We start from the raw sequence: 20,972 nt of genomic DNA on the forward strand, positions 1-20,972 counted from the left end.
CCCGCCGCGGCATCCACCCCTTACCCAACGTCGCATCAATCGCAACAACGTCCTGAACAGGAAGAACGCGGCATTCTCATTCTCGAACCCGCGATAACGGTCGGAACCGGCAAGACACATCTGGCAATCGGATTGGCGGTCAAGGCCGCCCAAACCGGGCACCGCATCGCGTTCGCCACCGCGGTGGACTGGGTCGCCCGCCTCAAGGCCGCCCACAACGCCGGCCGACTGCCGGCTGAGCTGGCCAAGCTGCGTCGCATCGGACTGCTCGTCGTCGACGAAGTCGGCTACATCCCCTTCGAGCAGGACGCCGCGAACCTGTTCTTTCAACTGGTCTCCAGCCGCTACGAACACGCCTCGCTGATACTCACCTCGAACCTGCCCTTCGCGCGCTGGGGCGACGTGTTCGGAGACCAGGTCGTGGCCGCGGCCATGATCGACCGCATCGTGCACCACGCCGAGGTCCTGACCCTCAAAGGCTCCAGCTACCGGCTCAAGGACACCGGAATCGACACCTTGCCCTCCGCCAGAGCCGACAACACGGCACAATAACCACGACCACGTGGCCTACTTTTCAACCGTCGCTTCTGGCCTAGATTTCAACCGTCGTCAACAGCATCTGGATGCACTGCCACAGCACCTATCACCAGGAGGCCGCGATGATGACCAGACTCAACTACACGAACGGGTCAGGGGCAAGGACGCGAGCCGCCATCGCGGTGACCTACAGCAGCCGAGATGACCAAAGCCCCTGCCGTCGAGTGCCGCCGACCCTGGTCGCCTGACTCTGAACGACCAGACTGTGCCTAAGTAGATTCCCGTCAAGATTCGGGCACGACGCTCGTTGGAAGTGCGGGGCCTGGCGGCAAGGAGGCACACATGCCACTGTCCGATCGTGAGCAGCGCATGCTCGAACAGATCGAGAACGCGCTCGACGCTGAGGACCCCAAGTTCGCCTCTCGTGTCCGCGGCGGAAGCTGGTGGGCGCCCACGACCCGGCGGCAGATCCAGGGTGGTGTAGCGCTGTTCGTAATCGGTCTGGCGATGTTGATCTCCGGTGTGGCCGTCACGGCCTCGATGATCGGAAGCTTCCCGATCTTGTCGGTCTTCGGATTTCTGGTGATGTTCGGCGGAGCGGTCGTCGCGCTCACCGGCCCGCGGATTGGCGGTGTGGTGGACCGTTGCGGATCCGCCGGCGCGCCGAAGCGCCGGCATGGCAAAGGCGCCGGCGGGTCGTTCACGAGCCGGATAGAAGACCGCTTCCGTCACCGTTTCGACGACTAGTAGCCGTGGGTGCGGCATTGTCGTTGCCCACCGTGGTGTCGGCAGTTGGCGCCGGACGGGTGCAGCAGGTCCCGCTGTCAGTGCACGAGCTACTCGGCCTGCAGGCGTCGGCGCGGACTTTGAGAGATGCCCAGTGGTGGCATGGCCTGGCGTAATGCCAACCGCGACCAGCGGCCCGCGTGCCGGTCCGCGGACCGGCGCCGTAGTAGGGCGTTGACCCGACTGCTCCGTAGCGGGGAGTCGCTGGGAGACCGGGCGTTTTTGTGCGAACATCCTGTCGAACTGTGCGGACCGACCCGGAGCCGCGACGTGCGTGGCTGCGATGTCTGCACGGACGTGTGCGCTACCGAATCGTGTTGCCCGGTAGGGTGATTGACGACATGCGCCCGTAGCGGGGATCGATTCTGAAGTCACAGCGGACTGTCTGCACGCACGTGCGCGCGTCGCCCGCCAATCGGTGCTTCAGTTGTGGCGCGGCAGGGGCCCTCGACATTTCTACTAGGTCCCATAGTATTTGGGGCCGAAAGTCCCTTGGGTCCTTCGGGATCGTTTGGCAGGGTTGTCGGTGACGCCGAACCGAGCGGTGCGGTGGCGAGAAGGGGACTAGGTGAGCGTGGCGACCCACGAGCTAGCACGGTGGTGTCGGTCGCATCATTTCTGGTCCTGCTCGATGACACCGCCGTGGCGATCGCGCTGCCGTCGATAGGCCGAGAGCTCGAACTGGGCCTGGCGGGGCTGGAATGGGTGATCAACATCTACACGGTGCCCTTCGCCGTGCTCACGCTGCTCGGTGGGCTGCTGACCGACCGGTTTTGTGCCCGGCCGACTTTCTTGGGCGACGTGGTGGCGTTCACCGCCGTCTCGGTCCTGGCCGGCTTCGCCTCGAACGGCGCGATGCTCCTGGGAATGCGCGCCGCCCAAGGCGGTGCCGCGGCAGCCGCGCAGGTCTTGAGCGAATCTTCACACAATCATCATCGATCTAGCTGGTTGGTCAGCCGATGGTGGCAACAGGGAGGTGTTTGGCCATGACGTGGTGGCGCGAAGTCGTGAGTGCCGTGGGCTTGAGCGGATGGATGCTGCTGGAGCTTGCGTTGCTGGCTGTTTGGGGGGCGGTGATTGTCGCCGTGTCCGGGTTGTTTCGCGACTCCCGCCGAACCGGTCATCTCCCCGGTCTCGCCCTAGAGCGGGCAGCAACGTCATCCATCGCCCGCGTTTTTTTCTCCGGGACGCGTCATGGCTGAGTCGTTGTTCAGCTCGACGCAGTTGAGCCGGCGGACGTTCGTCGCGGCCAGCATCGCCGGCGCGGTCGCCGTCGCGGGCTGCGCGCGACCGAAGACCGTGGCGACACCCGATGATGCGATATCAGCGGCCGAGTCGGCGCGCCCGCATACGGGCCGCACCGTCGAGGCCACATTGACGCCCGGGCCCACCGACGTCGACCTGGGCGGCATGATCGTGCGCACCCAGGCCTACGACAACCTGGTGCCCGGCCCGTTGATCCGGGCCAATGTCGGAGACGAGCTCGCTGTCACCGTGAAAAACGATCTCGCCCAAGCGACATCCGTGCACTGGCATGGCATTGCGCTGCGAAACGACATGGACGGCGCCACTCCGGCGACCCCGAACATCGATGCCGGCAAGAGCTTCACGTACCGGTTCTCAGTGCCCGATCCGGGCACATATTGGGCCCACCCGCACACCGGTCTGGACCTCGACGCCGGGTTGCATCTGCCATTGATTGTCGACGACCCGGCCGATCCCGGCGCCTACGACGTCGAGTGGATTGTCGTGCTCGATGATTGGACCGACGGCGTGGGCCCCAGCCCGCAGCAGATCTTTGACGGGCTGCGCGGTGGGGCAATGTCGGAAGAGCATATGCCGGGCATGCCCGGCATGGGCGGTGTGGGCAGAAGCGACCTGCTGGGCGGGGATGCGGGGGACGTGAGCTACCCGTACTACCTGATCAATGGGCGTATTCCGGCCGCGCCGACCACGTTTAGCGCCAAACCGGGGCAGCGGGTGCGGATGCGGATCATCAACGCCGGTTCCGACACCGCGTTCCGGGTTGCGCTGGGCGGGCACCGGATGACTGTCACTCACACCGACGGCTTCCCCGTGGTGCCGACCGAGGTCGATGCCGTGTTGGTGGGGATGGGGGAGCGCTACGATGTGGTCGTCACCGCCGCTGACGGTGTCTTCCCCCTGGTCGCTTCGGCCGAAGGAAAGAACGCCGTCGCGCGGGCGTTGTTGTCCACCGGCGCGGGCAGCGCACCCGACCCAGGGTTTCGACCTTCCGAGCTCGATGGGCGCGTCGGCACGGTGCAGCTACTCAGCGCCGCGCCGGAAGTCGTCCTGGCGGCGGGGAAACCCGATGCCGCCCTATCGGCCCATTTGTCCGGAATGATGATGCCCTACGACTGGAGAATCAACGGTCGAACCTTCAGCGACACACAGCCGCTGACCGTGCGGCAGGGCCAGCACGCCACATTGACGTTCACCAACACCGCGATGATGTGGCATCCCATGCACCTGCACGGCCACACCTTCCAGGTGATGAAACCCGATGGCAGTGTCGGACCACGCAAAGATACGGTCAATGTCTTGCCCAACGAAACGCTGACCGTCGGCCTGGTCGCCGACAACCCAGGTATTTGGATGTTGCACTGTCACAACACCTATCACCTTGAGGCCGGCATGATGACCAGCATGAATTATGTGCCCTAGCCGCCCGACGTAGCCACGATCCATGATCGGCGCGAGCGGCAATCACACCGAATGACCGGATCGATTCGCGCGGGGGCAGATCCGCCAGACCGCGACCGGTTGGCGGTCCTACGACGTCACTCAGCGACGCTGATCACCGTGCGGCGGTGACCGAGAGTCGCAGCCACGCCCAACGCAGCGTCGTCAACTCCGGGCGTTGCGCTGCGCGCCGAACCTGCTCCGTGGACGACAAATTCGTCGCCCATCGACTGGCCGTCCCCGAGTCGACCACCCCGCTCGGCCGCTGTCGGCGAGGTGACGGAGTTGCACGCCGCCGGCCAATTGGGTGTGCTGTCAACCCGTCGACGCCACAGTTGGGTTCGCTCGGTGCGGTCGCCGCCGGGGCGGCGCTGGCCGCGCGGCGGATTGGGCTTGCCCGGGATCTGGCCGCCGCGGGCGTGCTGGCCTACCTCCTCGACCGCGTGGTGAAGACGCTGGTCGGTCTGGAGCGGCCCGACGTCCTGCTGGATGAGCTGACGCTACGTAGGTTGCAGGGCGGGCTGGGCTTCCCCTCTGGCATACGGCGGTTGCCGTGGCGATGGCCGCGGCCGCAGCGCCGTGGTTGCCGCGGCCCGCCCACGCAACTTGGCGCCATGGCGGGAGGAGGTTCTCGATGCGCTGCGGTCAATGCCGCGAGTCGCTCTGGTCCGTGAGGCCGACGGCATCGTGGCGCCGAATAGCACCATCGAACTGATGAGGGACCTCGGCCGACCGCGCGGCGACATGTACGAGGTTGCCGTCTGGGAAGACATCCTCACCGTCGACGGCACAGAGCTCTTCTTCACCTACACCGTCGACAACCAGGCGGTTGTCATCCCGGAAACCATCGACGCCGTCCGTGCATTGTCGGGAACCGTCACCGACGCCGCCGTATCTATCCGCCGCACCGACGAAACCCTGGGTGTCCGACGAGGCTTCCTTGGGGACCCCGCTCCGGTCCCTATTCAAGGAGCACCCAATGACCCGCTGGAGATCATCCTGACGCGGATGTGAAAGCCGTGGTGACAGTGCAGAGTCCAGGCGATGGCTGTACTCGCCGATGCTGGGTCGGAAGGGGACACCCGTGAGTCAACATCACCGGACCAGCCGACACACGAGAGCCACAACATGTTTGGTAGATACACGACCCACTTCGGGTCAAATCGCAGGGGGTGAGGGGCCAGGTGCAGGCCGTGATCGAGGTGGTTGTGTTGCGCGATGTCCGGCCTGGCCGGTCAGCGGCGGTGCTGTGACGTTTCGATGATGAACTTCTGGATCGAGCGGGATAAGGCAACCGGCTGATCCTCACTGACGAACGGCCCGGTGCCGTCGAGGAACTCCAGCCGCGCGTCGGGAAGGATGTCCGCGAGCCGGTGCGCGTATTCGGCCGGGAAAAACCGTCGCCGCTCACGTGCCCAGACGATCAGCGTAGGGCGATCGAACGAACTCAGGCCGCGCCCAGCTTCCTCGGTGAACCGGGTGCTGATCGCGCTGACCAAGGCGGCGAAGTCGCGGCGGACCCCACTCAAGGATCGCAATGGCTCGGTGTAGGAGCGCATAATTTCGGCGGGGATCGGGCGTTCGGTGAGCCGGCCGAAGGCGATCGGCAGCCGCTGGATCGCCCGTGAGCGCAGGCTCTGCGCGAGCAGGTAAAGCCCCAAAGGGGCGCGGCCGAACAGCTGAAGGTGCTTGATCGGCAAGGGCAGGAAGTTGTTGAACGCGTCGCACGGCGTGAGCACCAGCCTGCTGAGGCGTTGCGGATACCGGGCGGCGACGGCCTGGGCGATCGCGCCGCCGGTGTCATTGGCGACGAGCACCACGTCATTGAGCCCGAGCGTTTCGAGGAACTCATCGACGAGCTTGGCGAGCCCGAAGAGGGTGAAGTCTGTTCCGTCGCGCATCGGCAGCCGGTGCGATCCCAGTGGCCAGTCGGGGGTGATACACCGGTACTGGCCTGCCAGCTCGGGCACGACGTTTCGCCACACGTCGCCATTGGCGACGATGCCGTGCAGGAAAACGATCGGCGTCCCCGAGCCTCGTTCGCGATACTCCACTGGTCCCGCAGAGAGCTCCGCCCGGTGAAGCTCGCCTAGTTGCGCGGAAATAGCCACGGGCACTCCTGAAGTCGTCGACGGATATTACGAGACGTGGACGCTGACGGTGTGCCACCCACTCGCGCCGAGGGGGAACGGCGGTCGTTGCCGGCCTTCCTGGACTTCGCCGGACTGGCTGATCGTGCGCGCCTGGACGGTATGCACGCCGGGCGGGAGGTCGAGCGCTGCCCGCCAGCGGCGCCACGACGACGGAGCCAGTTCGCGGGCGAGATCCGCTGCCCGCCAGGGTCCCTGGCCGGTGCGCACCTCCACGCCGGCCACACCATGCGGCGGCGCCCACGCAACGCCCGCGACGGTGACCTCTCGACCCGCATGTGCGCCCGTCGGTGGGACATCTATGCGGGCCTGCGGCTGAACCCACGCCGGCTCGTGTGGCCATCCGCGAGGCGCCCAGTAGTCGTCGTGCGGGCCCGCGATCAGTTCCAGCTCTGTGAGCCATTTGACGCCCGTGTACTGGCCGTAGATGCCGGGCACAAATACCCGCGCAGGGTAGCCATGCCGGGCCGGCAGCGGCCCACTGTTCGAGCCGATCACAACGTAGCCACTCCAATCGCCAGATCGCAACGGCTGGACCGGAAGCGAGGTGGTGAAACCATCGACCGCCCTGGTCACCAGCGTGGTCGCATGGGCGGACGCGTCGGCGCGCGTGAGAATGGTCTGCAGGGGCACGCCCAGCCACCGGCCGTTGCCCACCCGGTCCCCGCCCACCGGGTTGTGAACGCACACCATGACCGCGTCGAAACTCTCGGCCTCAGCGGCGAGTTCATTCAACGACCACCGTTGGGGCTTGCCCACTAGCCCGGTCACCGCGAGCCGCCAGCCGGCAGGGTCAACGATCGGCGCACCGAGGTTGACGTCGGTGACGTAAAACTGGTCAATCGGCGTGATGAGCGGCGCGAGACCGGGAAGCATTTCGGCACCGTCGCTGGGCATCGGGTCAGGCTGTGCAGATCGCCTGTCGCCCTCGATCAGCCTGCTGTATCGGTGGCGGCGACGGGCCAAAAACGTGCGGGCGGCCACGAGTGAACCACCGCCGAGCACCGCCCACGCCAGCTCACTTCGTGCATTGGCGGGACCACGACTCAGGCCGACGCTGGTTGCGATCGCGCCGGCAGCCGCGGCAGCGAGGGCGGCCCCGACGGATCGCGGAGGGCGCCTCAATGTCGCACCGGCCGTGGCGGCGGCAAGCGCGGCCACCGCGGGTGTGCGGATCTTCGCCGGCAGCCTCGCCAATCCAGCCGCAGCCCAGATCGTCGATGCGCCCACACTAAGGCGGATGGCGGCCTTATCGTGGCTGCCCAGCAGTGCGACCGTGCGATCGACGAGCAGTCGAGGACTCCCATCCACGATGGCTCGCCCCATACCATCGATGAGCGAACTTCCTCGCGCCGCAGCGACGACCTCGGCGACGCCGAGCCCTGCCAGCCCGACCGCCGCCGCGGCGCGGCGACGTCGAGGCGTTGGAGATCTGTCAACCTGCACTACCGCTCCTGATCTGACCTGTATTGTGGGTGATACATTACTGTATCGTGGACGGGCGGGAAAGCCGAATTACCGAGGCCGCGCTGGCGCTCATCGAGGAGAGCGGACTGGCCGAGCTGTCTATCGCCAGCCTGGCGCGGCGGTTGGGTGCGTCACGGATGACCTTGCACCGCAACGGAGTCACGCGTGAGCGAGTGATCGAGCTGCTCAGCGTGCGGGCCGCCGATGAGTACCTGCGCGCGGTGTGGCCGACTCTGGTGTCGACCGGCTCCGGTCGGGACCGCCTGGAGCAAGCGCTTCGGGCCACATGTCGGGTTGCCGACGCCTGGCGCCACCTACTGGTAGGCCTATTCGCCGAGGACGGCGGCATCTTCCATGAACCCGACCGTGCGACCGATGATGAGCACGACCGGGCGCTAGCGACCCGCGGCCGCTTCATCGAGCCCCTGGCGCGGCTACTCCACGACGGGGCCCTAGACGGTAGCCTCGTCGACGTCCCCAATCTCGACCAAACGGCCACTGTGTTGTTCAACCAAGTCGGGTGGACTTATCTAGCGCTGCGAGTGGGACAGCGCTGGCCGCAAGAACGCGCGGAGAATGCCGTCGTCACAATGGCGCTGGCCGCCATGACCGCATCCCACCAGCGCACGACCGAACGATAGTCAACAGGCCACGGCCCCAGTTCTTTCACCGGCTCTCCGTCCGATCAGCCGACGGCAAGCGAGTGGGCGTTTCTCGCGCCGCGGTCGCGGCCCGATGATGGCTGGCGCGCTTGGGGAGGAGCGCCACCCCACGGGTTGTTATCGAGGCAACCTGACCACGCCAGCGCGTAGATCCTCGAGGCAGTGCCGGAGGAGTCCACGATGCTAGGCCCGCGGCGCACCTGACTGTCGGTGTGGTGATGTGTCGAGCAGGACCTATCCGGCAGATGCGAAACTGCTGGTGGACATGCCGGCAGTGGAGTCGTCATCCAGCAACACGGTTGAGGCCCTGCCGGCGTGAACGCGCGAGCACCAACGAGGCAACAAGCAGCAGCCCGCTGAGCCAGGCCAGCGCGGCCAGCAGAGGGCCGGTTTGGTCGAAGTGTGCGGTCAGGCCGGTGTCGAAGAGTACCTTGGTCCAGCCGTATCCAGGTAGCAGATTCGCCCATTGCTCGGGTTCGGGGCGCAGCATCGGGCTTTGGATGATGCCCAGGTCGAGGAACGGGATCAAGAAGGCGACGAACACCCCGGCGACCTTGCCCAGCAGCGGTCCGATGATGACGCCGATCATTGCGTAGGTGGCCGCCACCAGCAGGTTGACGGCGGCAAACGCGACCCACTGCTTGGGGTTGAAGACGGTCGCGGTGACCGCCAGTGTGGCCACGGTGATGACGATGGTGGCTGCGGCGACGACGCCGAGCCGGGCCGACAGCACGACACTGGTGCGGTAGCCGGCCAGCCGCAGACGACGGTCCCCGCCGGCGGCGTCGACCACGACGAACATGCCCACCAGTGCGGCCAAGGCCCCGATCCCGATCGGGGCCATCGCCCCCGCATGTACGTCCGGGAACCAGAACGCTTGATTGGAGGTGGAGCCGCTTTCGGTCACGGCTACTACGAGTGGGCGCGCGGGCGTGGTCGCCTTCGCGAGCAGCACGAACAGCACGGGCACCAACACCAGCAGCACCAGCAGCACCGGGTTGCGGCGCAGATCGACCAACCCGAACCGCAACGCGGTCAGCAGCTGGCCCGCTGAGCGTCGATGCCGCCGCGCGGTGCGCGAACCCGCCGCGACGACCGCCCCGGCCACCACCAGCGCCCCCACCACCCAGACCAACGAGATCCCGAGATCACCCAGCTGTCCGCCGTGGCGCGACGGCGTGCCGACCATCCACAATGTGACGAAATGCGTGGGAAACCACCGGGTGAACGCATAATCACCACCGCTACCCCCAGGTCCGACGAATACATCGATCATCCAGACCAACAAGATGACCACAGCGCCGTTGACCGGATTGCTGACAGCCACTCCGATCAACGCACCGATCGCCAGATAAATCAACGCAAACATCAGCGTGCCGGCGATCACCCGGCCGGGGTTGTCGATGCCCGTACGCACCGCCAACGCGATCAACGCGACCGTCGTGACGAGCCCAGCCATCAGCAGCCCGGTGCCGGCCCGGGCGGCGAGCAGCCGCGCCGACGATACCCCGGCCAGCAGCATCCGTCTGTCGGCTGCGTGAGCCGAGCGGACCTGGAAGTACATGGCCAGGCCCGACAGGAAGCCGGCCGCCCAGCCCGCGGTCGCAATTTGGGTCGCCATCCCAGGGCTCCCGCGCAACAGCTCCATCGCATCGGCGATCGAACCGGCTGCGACCAGCACGAACACCCCCGGCACGAGGACCAACATGATCAGGTTCACCGGATTGCGCACGTAGTCGGTGATGAAGCTGCGCGTCAGAAGCAGCGTTGGCCGCCACTGTTCGTGGGCCGCGGTGGTCATCGCGCAGCCCCTTGCCCCTCGCACCGCCGCCCGTCACACAATCGCCCGTCGCACAGCTTGACAATGCGATCGAACCGATGCTCGTCGGCGACAAAGTGACTGACGATCAACACCGACCTGCCCGTGGCGCGGCGAACGCCGACCAGGTCCCAGAACTTGAGGTAGGTGTCCCAGTCGAATCCGGCATAGGGCTCGTCGAGCAGCAACACCGGCGGATCGGCCAGCATCGCCAGGGTCAGATTGAGCTTGGCCAGCGTACCGCCGGACAGCCGGTCTGCCCGCGTGCCGGCATATCGTTCAAACCCCAACGCTTCGTACAGGTCTCGTCGCGAACGCCGCTCCGCCTCGTGAGTCATTCGGTAGGCGCGGGCGAACAATTCGATGTGCTCATCGCAGGTCAGCCGCTCGTAGACCACCGGCTGCTGCGGGCAGTAACCTAGCACGCCCGAACGCGTCACCGTGCCCGCGTCGGCGGCCAACTCGCCGACCAAGATCTTCATCATCGTCGACTTGCCGGAACCGTTCTCGCCCACCAACCCGACAACCTCGCCCGGGTACAGGGTTAGATCCGCGCCCCGCAGCACCTGCTGGCGGTGCGACACCGGCCAAATGCCGCGGCGAAATGATTTCTCGATGCCCTCGGCCGTGAGCACCGATGCGGAGGGCGCAACTGTCTTCGCATCGACCGCCGGCGCTGCGGTCATTGTGCGTTCACGCGCGGTACCTAGGAACGTCCGGCCGAATCATGATGCTCATGCGTATCGCCGGAACTGGCACCGCCACCGCCACCGTGACCGTGCCCGCCCATCATGAACATCATCATCAGCGGGCACGCCAACACGACCAGTAGGAGTAAGAGCGTTGATACTGGCACGCCAACGGCGACTGCGGCGACGAGGGCGGCGGCCAAGGCTATTGCGTACCACGGGTAATACTGGCGCTTCATCTTGTTTCCTTCCGTTCAGGTTTGGATTAACCGTGCGCCACGAGCGTGGCGAAGCCAATGGGACTACGTACTTGATCCGTAGAACAAAGGTCATCATCTGTATGGACCAAAGTCCCTATGGGGGTTCGCGGCCGTATCGCCGTTGCCGGGATGTGGTAGACAACGGGCGCGGCGAGCACGATGTCCGAAGCCGCCAGTACTTAGACCGTCCGTGCCGCGCCGACAAACTGCATGCCGTCAAAGTGGTGTTCGATCGCCCAGTGCCGTGCAACCCATGGCGGAAGTGACTGATTGGTGTTGGGGCGCGCCGATGACGATGCCTCGCTCGAGTTGCACCTTCAGATCGAAGGGCTTGGCGACCATCCGGTCACGCGGCCTCTACGCCGGCTGGGTCAAAGTGGCTGATGGGCACCGCTATGCACGGGTCTCGGGCTCATATCGGCAGCACTGTGGTCGTCACGAATTGGTCGCGGATCCGGCCGACAAAGTCGGCCCACGCTCCGGTGAGTAGTGCGACACCAACAGCGACCAGCATGATCCCCCCGGCGATCTGAATGCGGCGGGTGTTGCGGCGCAGCCATCCGAACCAGCCTTGCATCGCGGTCGTGCCCAGCGCCAGCAGGACGAATGGCATCCCGAGGCCGAGGCAAAACGCGACGATGAGCAGCACGCCACGTGCCGCGGTGACGCCTTGGGTGCCGGCGGCAACGGAGAGGACGCCGGCCAGGGTGGGTCCCAAGCAGGGCGTCCAACCGAGTCCGACGTCGCGCCCAGCAGCGGTGCCCCCACAACGCCAGTGATCCGACGAGGGTGAAACCTAACGTCGCGCTGCAACATTGGGATGAATCCGAGGAACACCAAGCCCATGACGATGGTGAGTACGCCGCCGATCTGCTGCAGGAGATCCCGGTTGAGCGCCAGCACGCCGATCAACCCGAACACCGACGCCGTCGCCGCCACAAACACCGCCGTGAAACCCGGCGACGAACAAGAGGGCAGCGCCAGCCACGCGCCACGAATCCCGCGCCGCCGGTCGCGCATCTGGTGAGCCGTTCGCCCCTGCAGTACCGGCGAGGTAGGACAGATAGCCGGGCGCCAAGGGGATGCAGCAGGGAGACGCGAAGGAGACGATACCGGCTAGTGTGCGGCCGCGCCAAGCCCGAGCACCAACGGCCCGGAGGCCGCCGCCGCGCCGAACGTTTCACCGATGCCCTGCGCGTGCGCGGTCACGGCTCTGCCGCGATCCGCTGCACGAGCGGCCGCAGATCCTCGGCCAGCAGCGCCCGCAAAAAAATGGCTGCGACGCGGTGTTTGCGGTCGAGCACCAGCGTGGTGGGTACCACGCTGGTGGGATAGCCCTTGCCGAGGGCGATCAAGCCGCGCATCGCAGGGTCGAAGATCGACGGGTAGCTTACATTGCGGTCGGTGACGAAATCCTTGGCGGCGGAACAATCGTCACGCACATCGATGCCCACGAATGCAACGCCGAGGGGTGCGGTCTCATTGAAGACCTTCTCGAGTTCAGAAGTTTCGGTGCGACACGGTGCGCACCAGGACCCCCAGATGTTGATCACGACCACCTTGCCGGCGAAATCGGATAGATGGATCGGTCGATCGTCCATCAGCGCGGGACCCGTGAGGTCGCCGATGCTGCCGCGGGTCTGCGGTGGATCGTAGAAGAGGTCGGTCTTCCCCCCGGGTGACACGAACTCAAATGTGCCGCCCTGCGTGACGGCATCACGTCCAGTGGCACATCCCACCGCGATGAGGGCCGCGATGGCGCACACCGCGAGTGCACGCAGGCGATTGGGCATCGGTTCTCCACTGGTGATGGATTTCCATCGGGTCTACTATGCGTGTACGTAGATCGTAGGCCCACGCGTGCGAACACGGCGTGCAGGGTCCTACCCGCCGAAGGGAGTCCCGAATGGAGCAGCTACTCTCGGCGGCCGCCGCGCTGGCCTGTCCGGTTGGTATGGGCGCGATGATGTTTCTGATGATGCGGCCCAGTCACGGGACGGACATGCCTGAGCGTGAGGAAATGACTCGGCTGCGGGCAGAGGTCGACCAGCTGAAGTTTGAACGACAGCAGCATATCTGAGGTAGCAGGATTTGTTACCGGCCTGGATGCTGCCCTATTGACGCCTCCTGCGAAGAACAATCAGACCGGGACTAGCTACAAGCTACGCAGTAGCTACATATGACGGCGTATCTGCAGACGAACGGAGCGTGTTCATGGCGGCGAGGAAAAGCCCCCGGACGACGGTGAAGTCTTCACGAGATGGACGCAAGGCCATCGCGCGTGCGCAGTCGAGCCGACGCACCGGCTGGTTGTGGCTCGCCGCGGGTGTTGTGTTCGTAGCTCCCATTGTGGTGATCGTGATTGTCAGCATCATGAAATCGCCCGGTCAGCCCACACCGGACACGGAATCGGCGAGCCTGCAGAGTCCACCGGCCACCGTGGCCGTGGGCGCCGAAACGATGCCGCCGTGGCCGGCGCCTACTGATGCGAGTGCGGCGGTGGCCGCAGCCGGCTTGCCGATGCTAGGCAGCGAAGGGGCCGTGGAGCACATTCACGCCCATCTGGATGTGCTCGTTGATGGTGAGCCTGTGCCGGTTCCAGCCGAGTTGGGTATCGACACCAAGCGCGGCACTATTAGCCCGCTGCACACCCATGACGGTAGTGGTGTGATTCATGTTGAGTCGCCGGTGAAAAGACAGTTCAGCCTGGGGGAGGTTTTCACCGAATGGCAGGTGAATCTGTCGGCGGACAACATCGGGGCGCTGCGCGCCGTCGACGGTAAGGCCGTGCGCGTTTTCGTCAACGGCGCACAGCAGACGGGAAACCCGGCGGCGATCATGCTGGGCGATCGCGACGAGATCGCCGTGGTTTACGGCGTCCCCCGTCCTGGCGAAACCATTCCCTCGACATACGACTTCGCCGAAGGCGTGTGAGAGCCCCGACGACAAGGAAAATGGCACAGGCCGACCGCGGAGGAGGCGACATGGCGGATCTGTCCGAATTCCAGCATCCACGGTGTGCGCGCATGTATGAGCGGATCAGCGCTGAGTCGGAGCAGCGTGGCACCGCGCAGCATCGCGATCGCGCCTTTGCTGGCTTGTCCGGCCGGGTGATTGAGGTCGGCGCCGGCAACGGCATGAACTTCGGCCACTATCCCAATACGGTCGCAGAAGTCGTCGCGGTCGAGCCCGAGGATCACCTGCGGACACTGGCTGAGCGGGCTGCTGAAACCGCAGCTGTGCCGGTACACGTGGTGGCCCGTCACGCGACCGCGCTGCCGGTGGAGGACGCCACCTTCGACGGCACCGTTGCGTCGTTGGTGTTGTGCTCGGTCGCCGATGTGCCGGCAGCATTGGCCGAGCTGCGTCGGGTGCTCAAGCCGAACGGCCAGCTTCGGTTCTTCGAGCACGTGCGTTCGACCAAACCATGGTTCGCGTTGCTAGAGGATGCCCTCACTCCGCTGTGGTCACGGGTGGGTGGGGGCTGTCACCTCAACCTCGCGGCGGGATTGATCCAGCACCACAATCGCGCGCGTGCCGATGGTGACCGGTTCGTTGAACAGCAGGGTGATCGCCTCGGGTGAGGCCGCAACCGCGGCCTCTGCTGCGGGTTCGGTGAACAGCAACGTGGGATGCGCCTGCGCGCTACCCGCCCCCCGCCCCACCGATGTCTGCACGGCGATCGCTAACGCGATGAGCCCACACCGCAGCCAGGTCATGATGCGGGGACATCGACTCGGCCGTTGGGCGCCATCGACACAGAGGGCGCCATTGTGGAGCCGATATCTGCAACCCTCGCTGGCCGGCCGTCTGACATGAGGGAACGACGCGTCCAGCGCGGTGGAGCGTAAACAAGCATCAGTTGATGGGGCCATGGCCTTCGTTCTGCTGCTAGGACAACGGTTTTCGCCGATTGCAAGAACCGGGCGTGCCGGATTCTAGGCCTTTGTCGCGCGCTATCGCGGCCACGCCCGTCGTCGTCGGCAGGAAGAAAGCTGCGCGAGTCTCCTTCGTCCCAGAATCGTCGTGAGACGGTGGCGGGCATCAGCGGCTGCCGATCCGGGTCTGGCTGAGCGCACGAAGTCTGCGCGCTGCACCCGTGCCGCCGTTGACGTTATGCATGGGACAGGCCCTCGGTTTCCAAACCGTATGGAACGGCATTACGCTCTTGGTACGTAGACAATACGCATTCCGCCGAAGGGGCGCACCATGCGTGACACAGGCTCGACACGGACAGCCGGGAGGCCAACGGTGCGCACACGCGGATTTGGCGAACTCGAAGCCGTCATCATGGACCGCATCTGGAACCGTGCATCCGGCACGACCACGACGGTGCGAGAATTATTCGACGAACTAGCAGCAGAACGCGACATCGCCTACACCACAGTAATGTCCACGATGGACAATCTGCACAGCAAGGGCTACCTGGCGCGGGAGCGCGACGGCAAAGCCTACCGGTATTGGCCGACCCTGACTCGTGAGCAACACAGCGCAAGCCTCATGCGCGAGGCCTTGGACTCCGGCGGCCAACCCGATCTGGTGCTCACCTACTTCCTCGAACAAATCGGCCCCGAGGAGTCGGCGCGCCTGGGCGCCGCGCTCCGTCGACCCACGAAGCGAGCAGCCAAGCGCTAAGCGCGGGGCCGGCTCAGAAGCAATGTCGGCGGGCCCATGCGAGTCTCCTCGCGGCCTAATCCAGATGGCCCAAGCCGAGTTGGAGAGGCGCAACCACCGCTGACCTGACGGCATATCATCATCGACAGAGAGGGATTGATTATGGCACTGGCCATTTCAACCACATTGCACAGCACGTTCGACGACGCTGTTGAAAATACTCGCAAAGCATTGGCGATCAGGGCTTCGGCGTGCTGACCGAAATCGACGTAAAGGCCACACTGAAGGCCAAATTGGGCGAGGAAATCGAGGACTACCTGATCTTGGGAACGTGCAATCCGTCCTTGGCCCATCGGGCAATCGATATCGATCGCCAAATCGGGCTGTTGCTTCCGTGCAACGTCGTGGTGCGCACCGATCCCGCCGCGAAGGGCATGGTCATCGATGACGCGATGGATCCGCAGGTGATGGTGCAGGTCGCCGACGAGCCAAAACTGCGCGCCGTGGCCGACGAGGCCGCGATCATGTTGCGCGCGGCAATCCAATCGCTCTCATAGACCGGCGCGGGCCAGTTGACCGGGCCAACTGTGCGCTGTCGTGGATCGGGGAGTCTGGACGTCCACATCTGGTCAATGGGGCGCGACGCGAGAGGTGTGGATTCGGCGGATGCCGCGAGACGACTTCTTGCTGTAGCCCGCGGCGACAGAGCGGGTCAGGGGATCCGGTTGCGCGCCGGAGAGAATCGCTCTAGCTGAACGGGTGGCCCTCCGGGCGGCGGCGAAGGCAAGACGCGGGGCTGCCCGTCGGCCACCATGGTGACCGCACCGTTCTCTCGATCTATGTTCAGCGTGCCGTGCTGGAAGTTCTGCACAATCCATTGCGGCTCTTGGATCTGGCCGCTTGTGGGCAAGCCGAGCGAGCTGCGCTCGTAACCCAGCGTCGCCCAGGCGTCATAGATCGCTCCGGTCAAAGGTTGCGCTCCGGTGGCCGGTGACCAGTAGATCGCTCCATGGGTAAAGATGACGTAGCGTGCTGGGCCAGCACCGGGGGCTTCCGGCGACCTCACCGGACCCAGCGCACCGCTGGCGCCACCGAGCGCTTGCCATCGCGTAATAATCGCCCCACCCCGCATCGACTCCTCCACGTCCTCTGCCGTGGGAGGTTGGTTGAAACGCGCGGCGATCTCGCGGATCCGATCCAGGAACGCGTAGGCGGCGTTGCCCGGGCATGCGGTATCACCGACATCGCGGTGAGCGAAGATGCTCGGCAGCATGCGGCTCATACCCTGCCGGAACCGGGTGTAGGGGCCACCGGCAGATGTCAGCGTGACGGCGCCTCTGGGATCGACTGCGCCGAGCGCCAGCCGCCATCCCAACAGCCGGCCAACCGATCGCAGCTGCGCTGGCGTCGGTACTTCTCGGCCGTAATCACCGATCAGGCAAACCGCCCACGTGTCTTTGTTGAATCCACCGGTATGCGATCCCTCGACCGGTTTATCAAGGCCGCCGAATCTGCCTTCGAAAACTTGACCGTGCTTGTCGACGAGCGCGTTGTAGGCGATGTCCGCCCAACCCATCGAGCGTGTGTGATACGCGTAGATTGAGCGCACGATCGCTGCCGATTCGTTGGGCGCGTAGTTGTTGCCCGTTGCGGAGTGGTGTATAATCCCGGCCCGAATCGCGTTGTCGTACACCGGCGCTGCTCGCCGCAGCGACTCGTCGGCACCCCATTGACCGCGGCTGATAACGGGGATCGGTGGTGTCGCCGTGGCCGTGTCCACCGACAGAGGCGGCTGCGCTGGCGCGTGCGGTGTCCCGATGAGCAGGGGCGCGGCGCCAGCCAGACCGACAACCGCCGGCGCTGCGGCCGCGAATCTCAGGACGGCCCGCCGCGAAACGGGCCGACTTGGTCCGCCCGTGCACCGATCACACACGGCGACAGTCTATCCCCTGTCAGCAAATAGACGGCGGCGACCCGCCGCGACCGAGCTCCATTCTGGCGCAAATAGTCGCAGACCGGCCGGGAATTCCGTCGCAACAGACTCCCCATCGACTGAAACGGCGATACCGCAACGACATTCCCCACCACCCCTGGCGGGCGATGCAAGGTATGCCGTCGCATCCCGAAAGGTGAAGCCCTGCAGGGCTAATATCGTACGCGTCGTGGCGTATTGCTGGCATGGGGCCGGCAGCTGATTGATCGTCCTCAAGCGGTCAGACGCGAACCATCCCTTTTGGTGCCGAAAGCGATTGGCTAAAGATTCTTTTGAGTCAGGTCGGCTAGCTGCGCCGAGCACACCACGATGTACGCCCGTCCTCACACGGTGCTCGCCGCAGGACGCACCGTTGACCACATAGGTCAAGCGGGACTGCTGCCGCCGGCGTCACTCGCCAGGCGCGGCCGAGCTGAGGATCGCGACGTTGGTGAGCGGCTTCAATCTGGTGATCTGGCGGGGGAGGAGTCGCGTTCCCCGCCAGATCCTTGCCGCGGGTGACCGGACCCCGCAATGCAATCTGGTTATCGCCACGAGCCGGCGAACTGTTAGCAACGTGAGGAAGATTGGTCTGCCGAGGGCAGCACAACTTCTGCGGACGCGCTCATCCGCGCGCAGCGGGCGGACTTCGGGCCTGTGATGCTAGATGCTGAACTGGAGCGAAGACTGACTCGATTGCGTGGCAGGGTCGTCGAGGTGCGGTATATCGGCGTCATTGCCGGAGGTCGGCACCTGTGCGGTACTATTCAGCGTAGTAGACAAAGTAGGCCGCCCGCGCGCGTGCCGAACCCACTGAGCCCGAACACGAGTGATGGCGGTAGCGGAGTAAGTCTGTCCTGATTGAGACGTCAACCGTCGCTGCCGCGCCGCAGAGGCTGCCGTGACCACTCTGGTCGCTTCCTTCCCCAGTCCGCCCCAGGGGGTATGGCGTCTTGGCCCACTGCCGATCCGGGCGTACGCGATGTTCATCATCGCCGGCATCGTCGCCGCCCTGCTGATAGGGAACCGCCGCTGGATCGCCCGGGGCGGCGAACCGGGCGTCGTCTATGACGTCGCGATATGGGCCATACCGTTTGGGTTGATAGGTGGCCGGCTCTATCACGTGATCACCGACTGTCGCACCTACTTTGGGGACGACGGTCTTGGGTGGGCCGCCACATTGAGGATCTGGGACGGCGGCCTGGGCATCTGGGCGCGGTGGCGTTCGGTGGCGTCGGCGCATGGATCGGCTGCCGGCGACGCGGCATTCCGTTGCCCGCCTTCGGCGACGCCGTTGCGCCGGGCATTGTGCTGGCCCAGGCTATTGGCCGCATCGGCAACTACTTCAACCAAGAGCTCTACGGCAGGCCCACAGACCTGCCGTGGGGCTTGGAGATTTACTACCGCCGTGAGCCGTCGGGCATCGTCGACGTGCATTCGGTCGACGGTGTGTCGACAGGTCCAGTCAGCGCAGGTCGTGCATCCCACCTTCCTCTATGAGTCGCTGTGGAACGTCGTGGTCTTCGGCATGCTGAGTTGGGTCGATCGCCGATTCAGAATCGGCCATGGACGGCTGTTCGCGCTTTATGTCGCCGGCTACTGTGTCGGCCGGTTCTTCGTCGAGTTGATGCGCAGCGACGCGGCGACCCAAATTGCCGGCATCCGGATCAATTCATTTACCGCCACGGTGGTATTGATCGGCGCCCTCATCTACTTCTTCATCGCGTCGAAGGGTCGCGAGGACCTCGCGATCAGTGCAACAGGCGAAGCCGAGGCGACGCGGGATGCTGCGGTAGGTCGTGACGATGCCGCCGCGCGGGCCGACAGCGGCGTGGATTCAGGCGACGCGACGCCCGCGGACAAAGGGCTCACATCAGGCAACGCGAGAACGCCCGATAACGACCGCAACAGCCAGAGCGAGAAACCTGATGGATAGGGATTCCTCAGTTACTGCATGCTTAGCAGGGCCAAGTATCCAGTCGGGCCTCGCTTCGCCAAGTCAGCAATCGCCGCCGGCGTCTAATTCGGCGATCGCCTTGATCACCGAAGACAAAGCGCTGGGATTCCGCTCCAGCCTGGCCTTGCGGTCTGGGATATTGCTTACGGGCGAACGTACGGCAGACGGCGGCTGGTATGACAAGTCAGGGGAACGGCCGTCGCTCCGCGCGGCAACCCGGCTGGACAGCGGCCACTGACCTCGTAACCTAACCGTGCCCTACGTATCTGATACGTACTTTCATACTTCACCGAACGTTGCCGCTGTTGCGACTTTGCCTGTGTTTGAGGCCCGTTCGCGCGATGGGTAAACGGCTCGCCTGCCTCCTGGCAGCTATCGGCGTTCTCGCTGCGCTTCTCGCGACCGACGTGAGGGCTGATCCGGCGGCCGATGCGCTCGCCGAACTCACCGAACTGTCGCGTCTTGCTGAGCAGACCACAGAGCAGATGCACTCCGCGCAAATCGACCTCGACGAAAAGCTCTCCGCCCAGCTGGTCGCGGAGAATGAGGCGGCCGCCGATCGCGTGGCCGTCGATGCAACGTCGGCCGATCTGGCGAAGTATCAGGCTGCAGTCGATAAGTTGGCCGCGGCTGCATACATGGGTGGCCGTACCGACACCTTGGCGGCGGCACTGACGGCGACGTCTCCGCAGGAACTCATCGAACAGCTGGCGATTCAGAAGACGGTTGCATCGGAGCTGACAGTGCAGATGGCCGCGTTCCGATCGGCGAGTGCGCGCGCCGCCACCGCCGCGGACCGGTCTGCAAAGTCCGCAGTACAAGCACGGACTGGGCCGATGAGGCCGCGGCAGTGCGAACCGACCTTGAGGCCAAACAGCGTCGAATGCAGGAGCAGATTGCTGCGGCGCTACCGGTCCGGATGCGTTCGATTGCTCAGGGTTGATCAAGTGGGCGTTCCTGCAGAGCGGGAAGTCGTTGCCCCGGTCGAGTCAGGCGCTTGCTCAGGGCGGGCAGTCGGTGGCCACCTCTGATCTTCAACCCGGTGACATTGTGACTTTCTATGACGATGTCTCTCACGCGGGTATGTACATCGGTGACGGGATGATGGTCCATGCATCGACCTACGGAACGCCGGTGAAGGTCGCGCCGATTTCCTGCACCGATTCATAACGTCCGGCGGTACTAGAACTAGGCCGCCCTAGGCGACGTTTGCGCAGTCCTTGCAAACGCGCGGCCGGTGGCACACAGTCCACTCGCAGAACGCGTCGATGTGTGCGACGTTCAGCGTCGAGTCGAGGACACGAGACGATGCGCTCCGCGGGGGCCGGATCGGGCAGGATGGCCCGCTGGTCCGTG

At 65.1% G+C, this 20,972-nt stretch carries 19 protein-coding genes and 5 pseudogenes; 14 read left to right on the forward strand and 10 right to left on the reverse strand.

Annotated features, from left to right (window positions below; genetic code table 11):
- The 3 genes from H7I57_RS20755 to H7I57_RS20765 all read left to right on the forward strand — a co-directional run.
- Nucleotides 1-552, forward strand: a 552-nt coding sequence (locus H7I57_RS20755) for an ATP-binding protein (RefSeq protein WP_264025734.1), incomplete at its 5' end; no start/stop codon positions are given.
- A 327-nt stretch (nt 553-879) separates the two neighbouring features.
- Complete coding sequence (locus H7I57_RS20760; RefSeq protein WP_264025736.1) at nt 880-1,284, forward strand: SCO2097 family morphological protein; 405 nt, start codon at nt 880-882, stop codon at nt 1,282-1,284.
- Between the two features lie 636 nt (nt 1,285-1,920).
- Nucleotides 1,921-2,313 (forward strand): MFS transporter, encoded by a 393-nt coding sequence (locus tag H7I57_RS20765; protein WP_264025738.1) that lies wholly within the window; start codon nt 1,921-1,923, stop codon nt 2,311-2,313.
- A gap of 167 nt (nt 2,314-2,480) precedes the next feature.
- Here the strand turns inward: H7I57_RS20765 and H7I57_RS33550 are convergent, their stop codons facing one another.
- A complete protein-coding gene (locus H7I57_RS33550; protein WP_308204389.1) occupies nt 2,481-2,714 on the reverse strand; it encodes a hypothetical protein in 234 nt (77 codons plus the stop codon).
- 19 nt (nt 2,715-2,733) lie between these two features.
- On the opposite strand from H7I57_RS33550, the gene H7I57_RS20770 reads away from it, so the two are divergent.
- The 3 genes from H7I57_RS20770 to H7I57_RS20780 all read left to right on the forward strand — a co-directional run bounded on the left by H7I57_RS20770 (nt 2,734) and on the right by H7I57_RS20780 (nt 5,040).
- A complete protein-coding gene (locus H7I57_RS20770; protein ID WP_308204390.1) occupies nt 2,734-4,008 on the forward strand; it encodes a multicopper oxidase family protein in 1,275 nt (424 codons plus the stop codon).
- A gap of 146 nt (nt 4,009-4,154) precedes the next feature.
- The gene (locus tag H7I57_RS20775; RefSeq protein ID WP_264025740.1) at nt 4,155-4,700 is read left to right on the forward strand and encodes a hypothetical protein; all 546 of its coding nucleotides are present in this window, start codon (nt 4,155-4,157) and stop codon (nt 4,698-4,700) included.
- Nucleotides 4,675-5,040, forward strand: coding sequence for a hypothetical protein (locus H7I57_RS20780; RefSeq protein ID WP_264025742.1), 366 nt, complete (start codon nt 4,675-4,677; stop codon nt 5,038-5,040). Before H7I57_RS20775 ends, H7I57_RS20780 begins: the two co-directional genes overlap by 26 nt.
- Before the next feature lie 221 nt (nt 5,041-5,261).
- On the opposite strand, the gene H7I57_RS20785 is transcribed toward H7I57_RS20780, so the two are convergent.
- Both H7I57_RS20785 and H7I57_RS33555 read right to left on the reverse strand, forming a co-directional pair.
- Nucleotides 5,262-6,137 carry an alpha/beta fold hydrolase gene (locus H7I57_RS20785; protein ID WP_264025744.1) on the reverse strand — a complete coding sequence of 292 codons (876 nt, stop codon included), beginning with the start codon at nt 6,135-6,137 and terminating at the stop codon, nt 5,262-5,264.
- A gap of 27 nt (nt 6,138-6,164) precedes the next feature.
- The gene (locus H7I57_RS33555; protein WP_264025746.1) at nt 6,165-7,622 is read right to left on the reverse strand and encodes a molybdopterin-dependent oxidoreductase; all 1,458 of its coding nucleotides are present in this window, start codon (nt 7,620-7,622) and stop codon (nt 6,165-6,167) included.
- Nucleotides 7,623-7,669: 47 nt separating this feature from the next.
- Between H7I57_RS33555 and H7I57_RS20795 the strand changes: the two genes are divergently transcribed.
- Nucleotides 7,670-8,284 (forward strand): TetR/AcrR family transcriptional regulator, encoded by a 615-nt coding sequence (locus tag H7I57_RS20795; protein ID WP_264025747.1) that lies wholly within the window; start codon nt 7,670-7,672, stop codon nt 8,282-8,284.
- A 304-nt stretch (nt 8,285-8,588) separates the two neighbouring features.
- Here the strand turns inward: H7I57_RS20795 and H7I57_RS20800 are convergent, their stop codons facing one another.
- The 5 genes and pseudogenes from H7I57_RS20800 to H7I57_RS20820 form a co-directional block, all read right to left on the reverse strand.
- Complete coding sequence (locus H7I57_RS20800; RefSeq protein WP_264025748.1) at nt 8,589-10,106, reverse strand: ABC transporter permease; 1,518 nt, start codon at nt 10,104-10,106, stop codon at nt 8,589-8,591.
- Entirely contained in the window at nt 10,103-10,810 is a 708-nt protein-coding gene (locus H7I57_RS20805) for an ATP-binding cassette domain-containing protein (protein WP_264025749.1), read from the reverse strand. The genes H7I57_RS20800 and H7I57_RS20805 overlap by 4 nt, the downstream gene beginning before the upstream one ends.
- A 20-nt stretch (nt 10,811-10,830) precedes the next feature.
- The gene (locus H7I57_RS20810; protein ID WP_264025751.1) at nt 10,831-11,052 is read right to left on the reverse strand and encodes a DUF2933 domain-containing protein; all 222 of its coding nucleotides are present in this window, start codon (nt 11,050-11,052) and stop codon (nt 10,831-10,833) included.
- Between the two features lie 433 nt (nt 11,053-11,485).
- Nucleotides 11,486-12,282 (reverse strand): annotated as a pseudogene (locus H7I57_RS20815) (cytochrome c biogenesis CcdA family protein).
- Entirely contained in the window at nt 12,279-12,866 is a 588-nt protein-coding gene (locus tag H7I57_RS20820) for a TlpA family protein disulfide reductase (protein WP_264025753.1), read from the reverse strand. The pseudogene H7I57_RS20815 and the gene H7I57_RS20820 overlap by 4 nt, the downstream one beginning before the upstream one ends.
- 113 nt (nt 12,867-12,979) lie before the next feature.
- Between H7I57_RS20820 and H7I57_RS20825 the strand changes: the two genes are divergently transcribed.
- The 3 genes from H7I57_RS20825 (at nt 12,980) to H7I57_RS20835 (ending at nt 14,657) form a co-directional block, all read left to right on the forward strand.
- Nucleotides 12,980-13,153, forward strand: coding sequence for a hypothetical protein (locus H7I57_RS20825; protein WP_264025754.1), 174 nt, complete (start codon nt 12,980-12,982; stop codon nt 13,151-13,153).
- A 134-nt stretch (nt 13,154-13,287) separates the two neighbouring features.
- A complete protein-coding gene (locus H7I57_RS20830) occupies nt 13,288-14,007 on the forward strand; it encodes a hypothetical protein (RefSeq protein ID WP_264025756.1) in 720 nt (239 codons plus the stop codon).
- A gap of 50 nt (nt 14,008-14,057) precedes the next feature.
- The gene (locus H7I57_RS20835; protein WP_264025757.1) at nt 14,058-14,657 is read left to right on the forward strand and encodes a class I SAM-dependent methyltransferase; all 600 of its coding nucleotides are present in this window, start codon (nt 14,058-14,060) and stop codon (nt 14,655-14,657) included.
- On the opposite strand, the gene H7I57_RS33560 is transcribed toward H7I57_RS20835, so the two are convergent.
- Nucleotides 14,541-14,948, reverse strand: coding sequence for a copper resistance protein CopC (locus tag H7I57_RS33560; RefSeq protein ID WP_308204391.1), 408 nt, complete (start codon nt 14,946-14,948; stop codon nt 14,541-14,543). The genes H7I57_RS20835 and H7I57_RS33560 overlap by 117 nt on opposite strands.
- 376 nt (nt 14,949-15,324) lie before the next feature.
- On the opposite strand from H7I57_RS33560, the gene H7I57_RS20845 reads away from it, so the two are divergent.
- Together H7I57_RS20845 and H7I57_RS20850 are read left to right on the forward strand one after the other, a co-directional pair.
- Nucleotides 15,325-15,708: a BlaI/MecI/CopY family transcriptional regulator gene (locus H7I57_RS20845; RefSeq protein WP_264025761.1), complete on the forward strand. Its 384-nt coding sequence runs from the start codon at nt 15,325-15,327 to the stop codon at nt 15,706-15,708.
- 141 nt (nt 15,709-15,849) lie between these two features.
- A pseudogene (locus H7I57_RS20850) lies at nt 15,850-16,244 on the forward strand (DUF302 domain-containing protein).
- A gap of 155 nt (nt 16,245-16,399) precedes the next feature.
- On the opposite strand, the pseudogene H7I57_RS20855 reads toward H7I57_RS20850, so the two are convergent.
- Nucleotides 16,400-17,512 (reverse strand): annotated as a pseudogene (locus H7I57_RS20855) (N-acetylmuramoyl-L-alanine amidase); the annotation flags it as partial.
- A gap of 1,048 nt (nt 17,513-18,560) precedes the next feature.
- On the opposite strand from H7I57_RS20855, the pseudogene lgt reads away from it, so the two are divergent.
- Nucleotides 18,561-19,410: pseudogene (lgt, locus tag H7I57_RS20860) on the forward strand (prolipoprotein diacylglyceryl transferase); the annotation flags it as partial.
- A gap of 547 nt (nt 19,411-19,957) precedes the next feature.
- Nucleotides 19,958-20,802, forward strand: a pseudogene (locus tag H7I57_RS20865) (NlpC/P60 family protein).
- Nucleotides 20,803-20,972 lie beyond the last annotated feature (170 nt).

Source organism: Mycolicibacterium pyrenivorans (assembly GCF_025821625.1).
Taxonomy (GTDB): domain Bacteria; phylum Actinomycetota; class Actinomycetes; order Mycobacteriales; family Mycobacteriaceae; genus Mycobacterium; species Mycobacterium pyrenivorans.

What these genes read in the sequence shown, in the direction of transcription:
- H7I57_RS20770 (WP_308204390.1), top strand. Translation starts at nt 2,734, where the DNA reads ATGATCGTGCGCACCCAGGCCTACGACAACCTGGTGCCCGGCCCGTTG.
- H7I57_RS20835 (WP_264025757.1), top strand. Translation starts at nt 14,058, where the DNA reads ATGGCGGATCTGTCCGAATTCCAGCATCCACGGTGTGCGCGCATGTAT.
- H7I57_RS20780 (WP_264025742.1), top strand. Translation starts at nt 4,675, where the DNA reads ATGCCGCGAGTCGCTCTGGTCCGTGAGGCCGACGGCATCGTGGCGCCG.
- H7I57_RS20760 (WP_264025736.1), top strand. Translation starts at nt 880, where the DNA reads ATGCCACTGTCCGATCGTGAGCAGCGCATGCTCGAACAGATCGAGAAC.
- H7I57_RS20810 (WP_264025751.1), bottom strand. Translation starts at nt 11,052, where the DNA reads ATGAAGCGCCAGTATTACCCGTGGTACGCAATAGCCTTGGCCGCCGCC.
- H7I57_RS20820 (WP_264025753.1), bottom strand. Translation starts at nt 12,866, where the DNA reads ATGCCCAATCGCCTGCGTGCACTCGCGGTGTGCGCCATCGCGGCCCTC.
- H7I57_RS20800 (WP_264025748.1), bottom strand. Translation starts at nt 10,106, where the DNA reads ATGACCACCGCGGCCCACGAACAGTGGCGGCCAACGCTGCTTCTGACG.
- H7I57_RS33560 (WP_308204391.1), bottom strand. Translation starts at nt 14,948, where the DNA reads ATGGCCCCATCAACTGATGCTTGTTTACGCTCCACCGCGCTGGACGCG.
- H7I57_RS20830 (WP_264025756.1), top strand. Translation starts at nt 13,288, where the DNA reads ATGGCGGCGAGGAAAAGCCCCCGGACGACGGTGAAGTCTTCACGAGAT.
- H7I57_RS20825 (WP_264025754.1), top strand. Translation starts at nt 12,980, where the DNA reads ATGGAGCAGCTACTCTCGGCGGCCGCCGCGCTGGCCTGTCCGGTTGGT.
- H7I57_RS20805 (WP_264025749.1), bottom strand. Translation starts at nt 10,810, where the DNA reads ATGACCGCAGCGCCGGCGGTCGATGCGAAGACAGTTGCGCCCTCCGCA.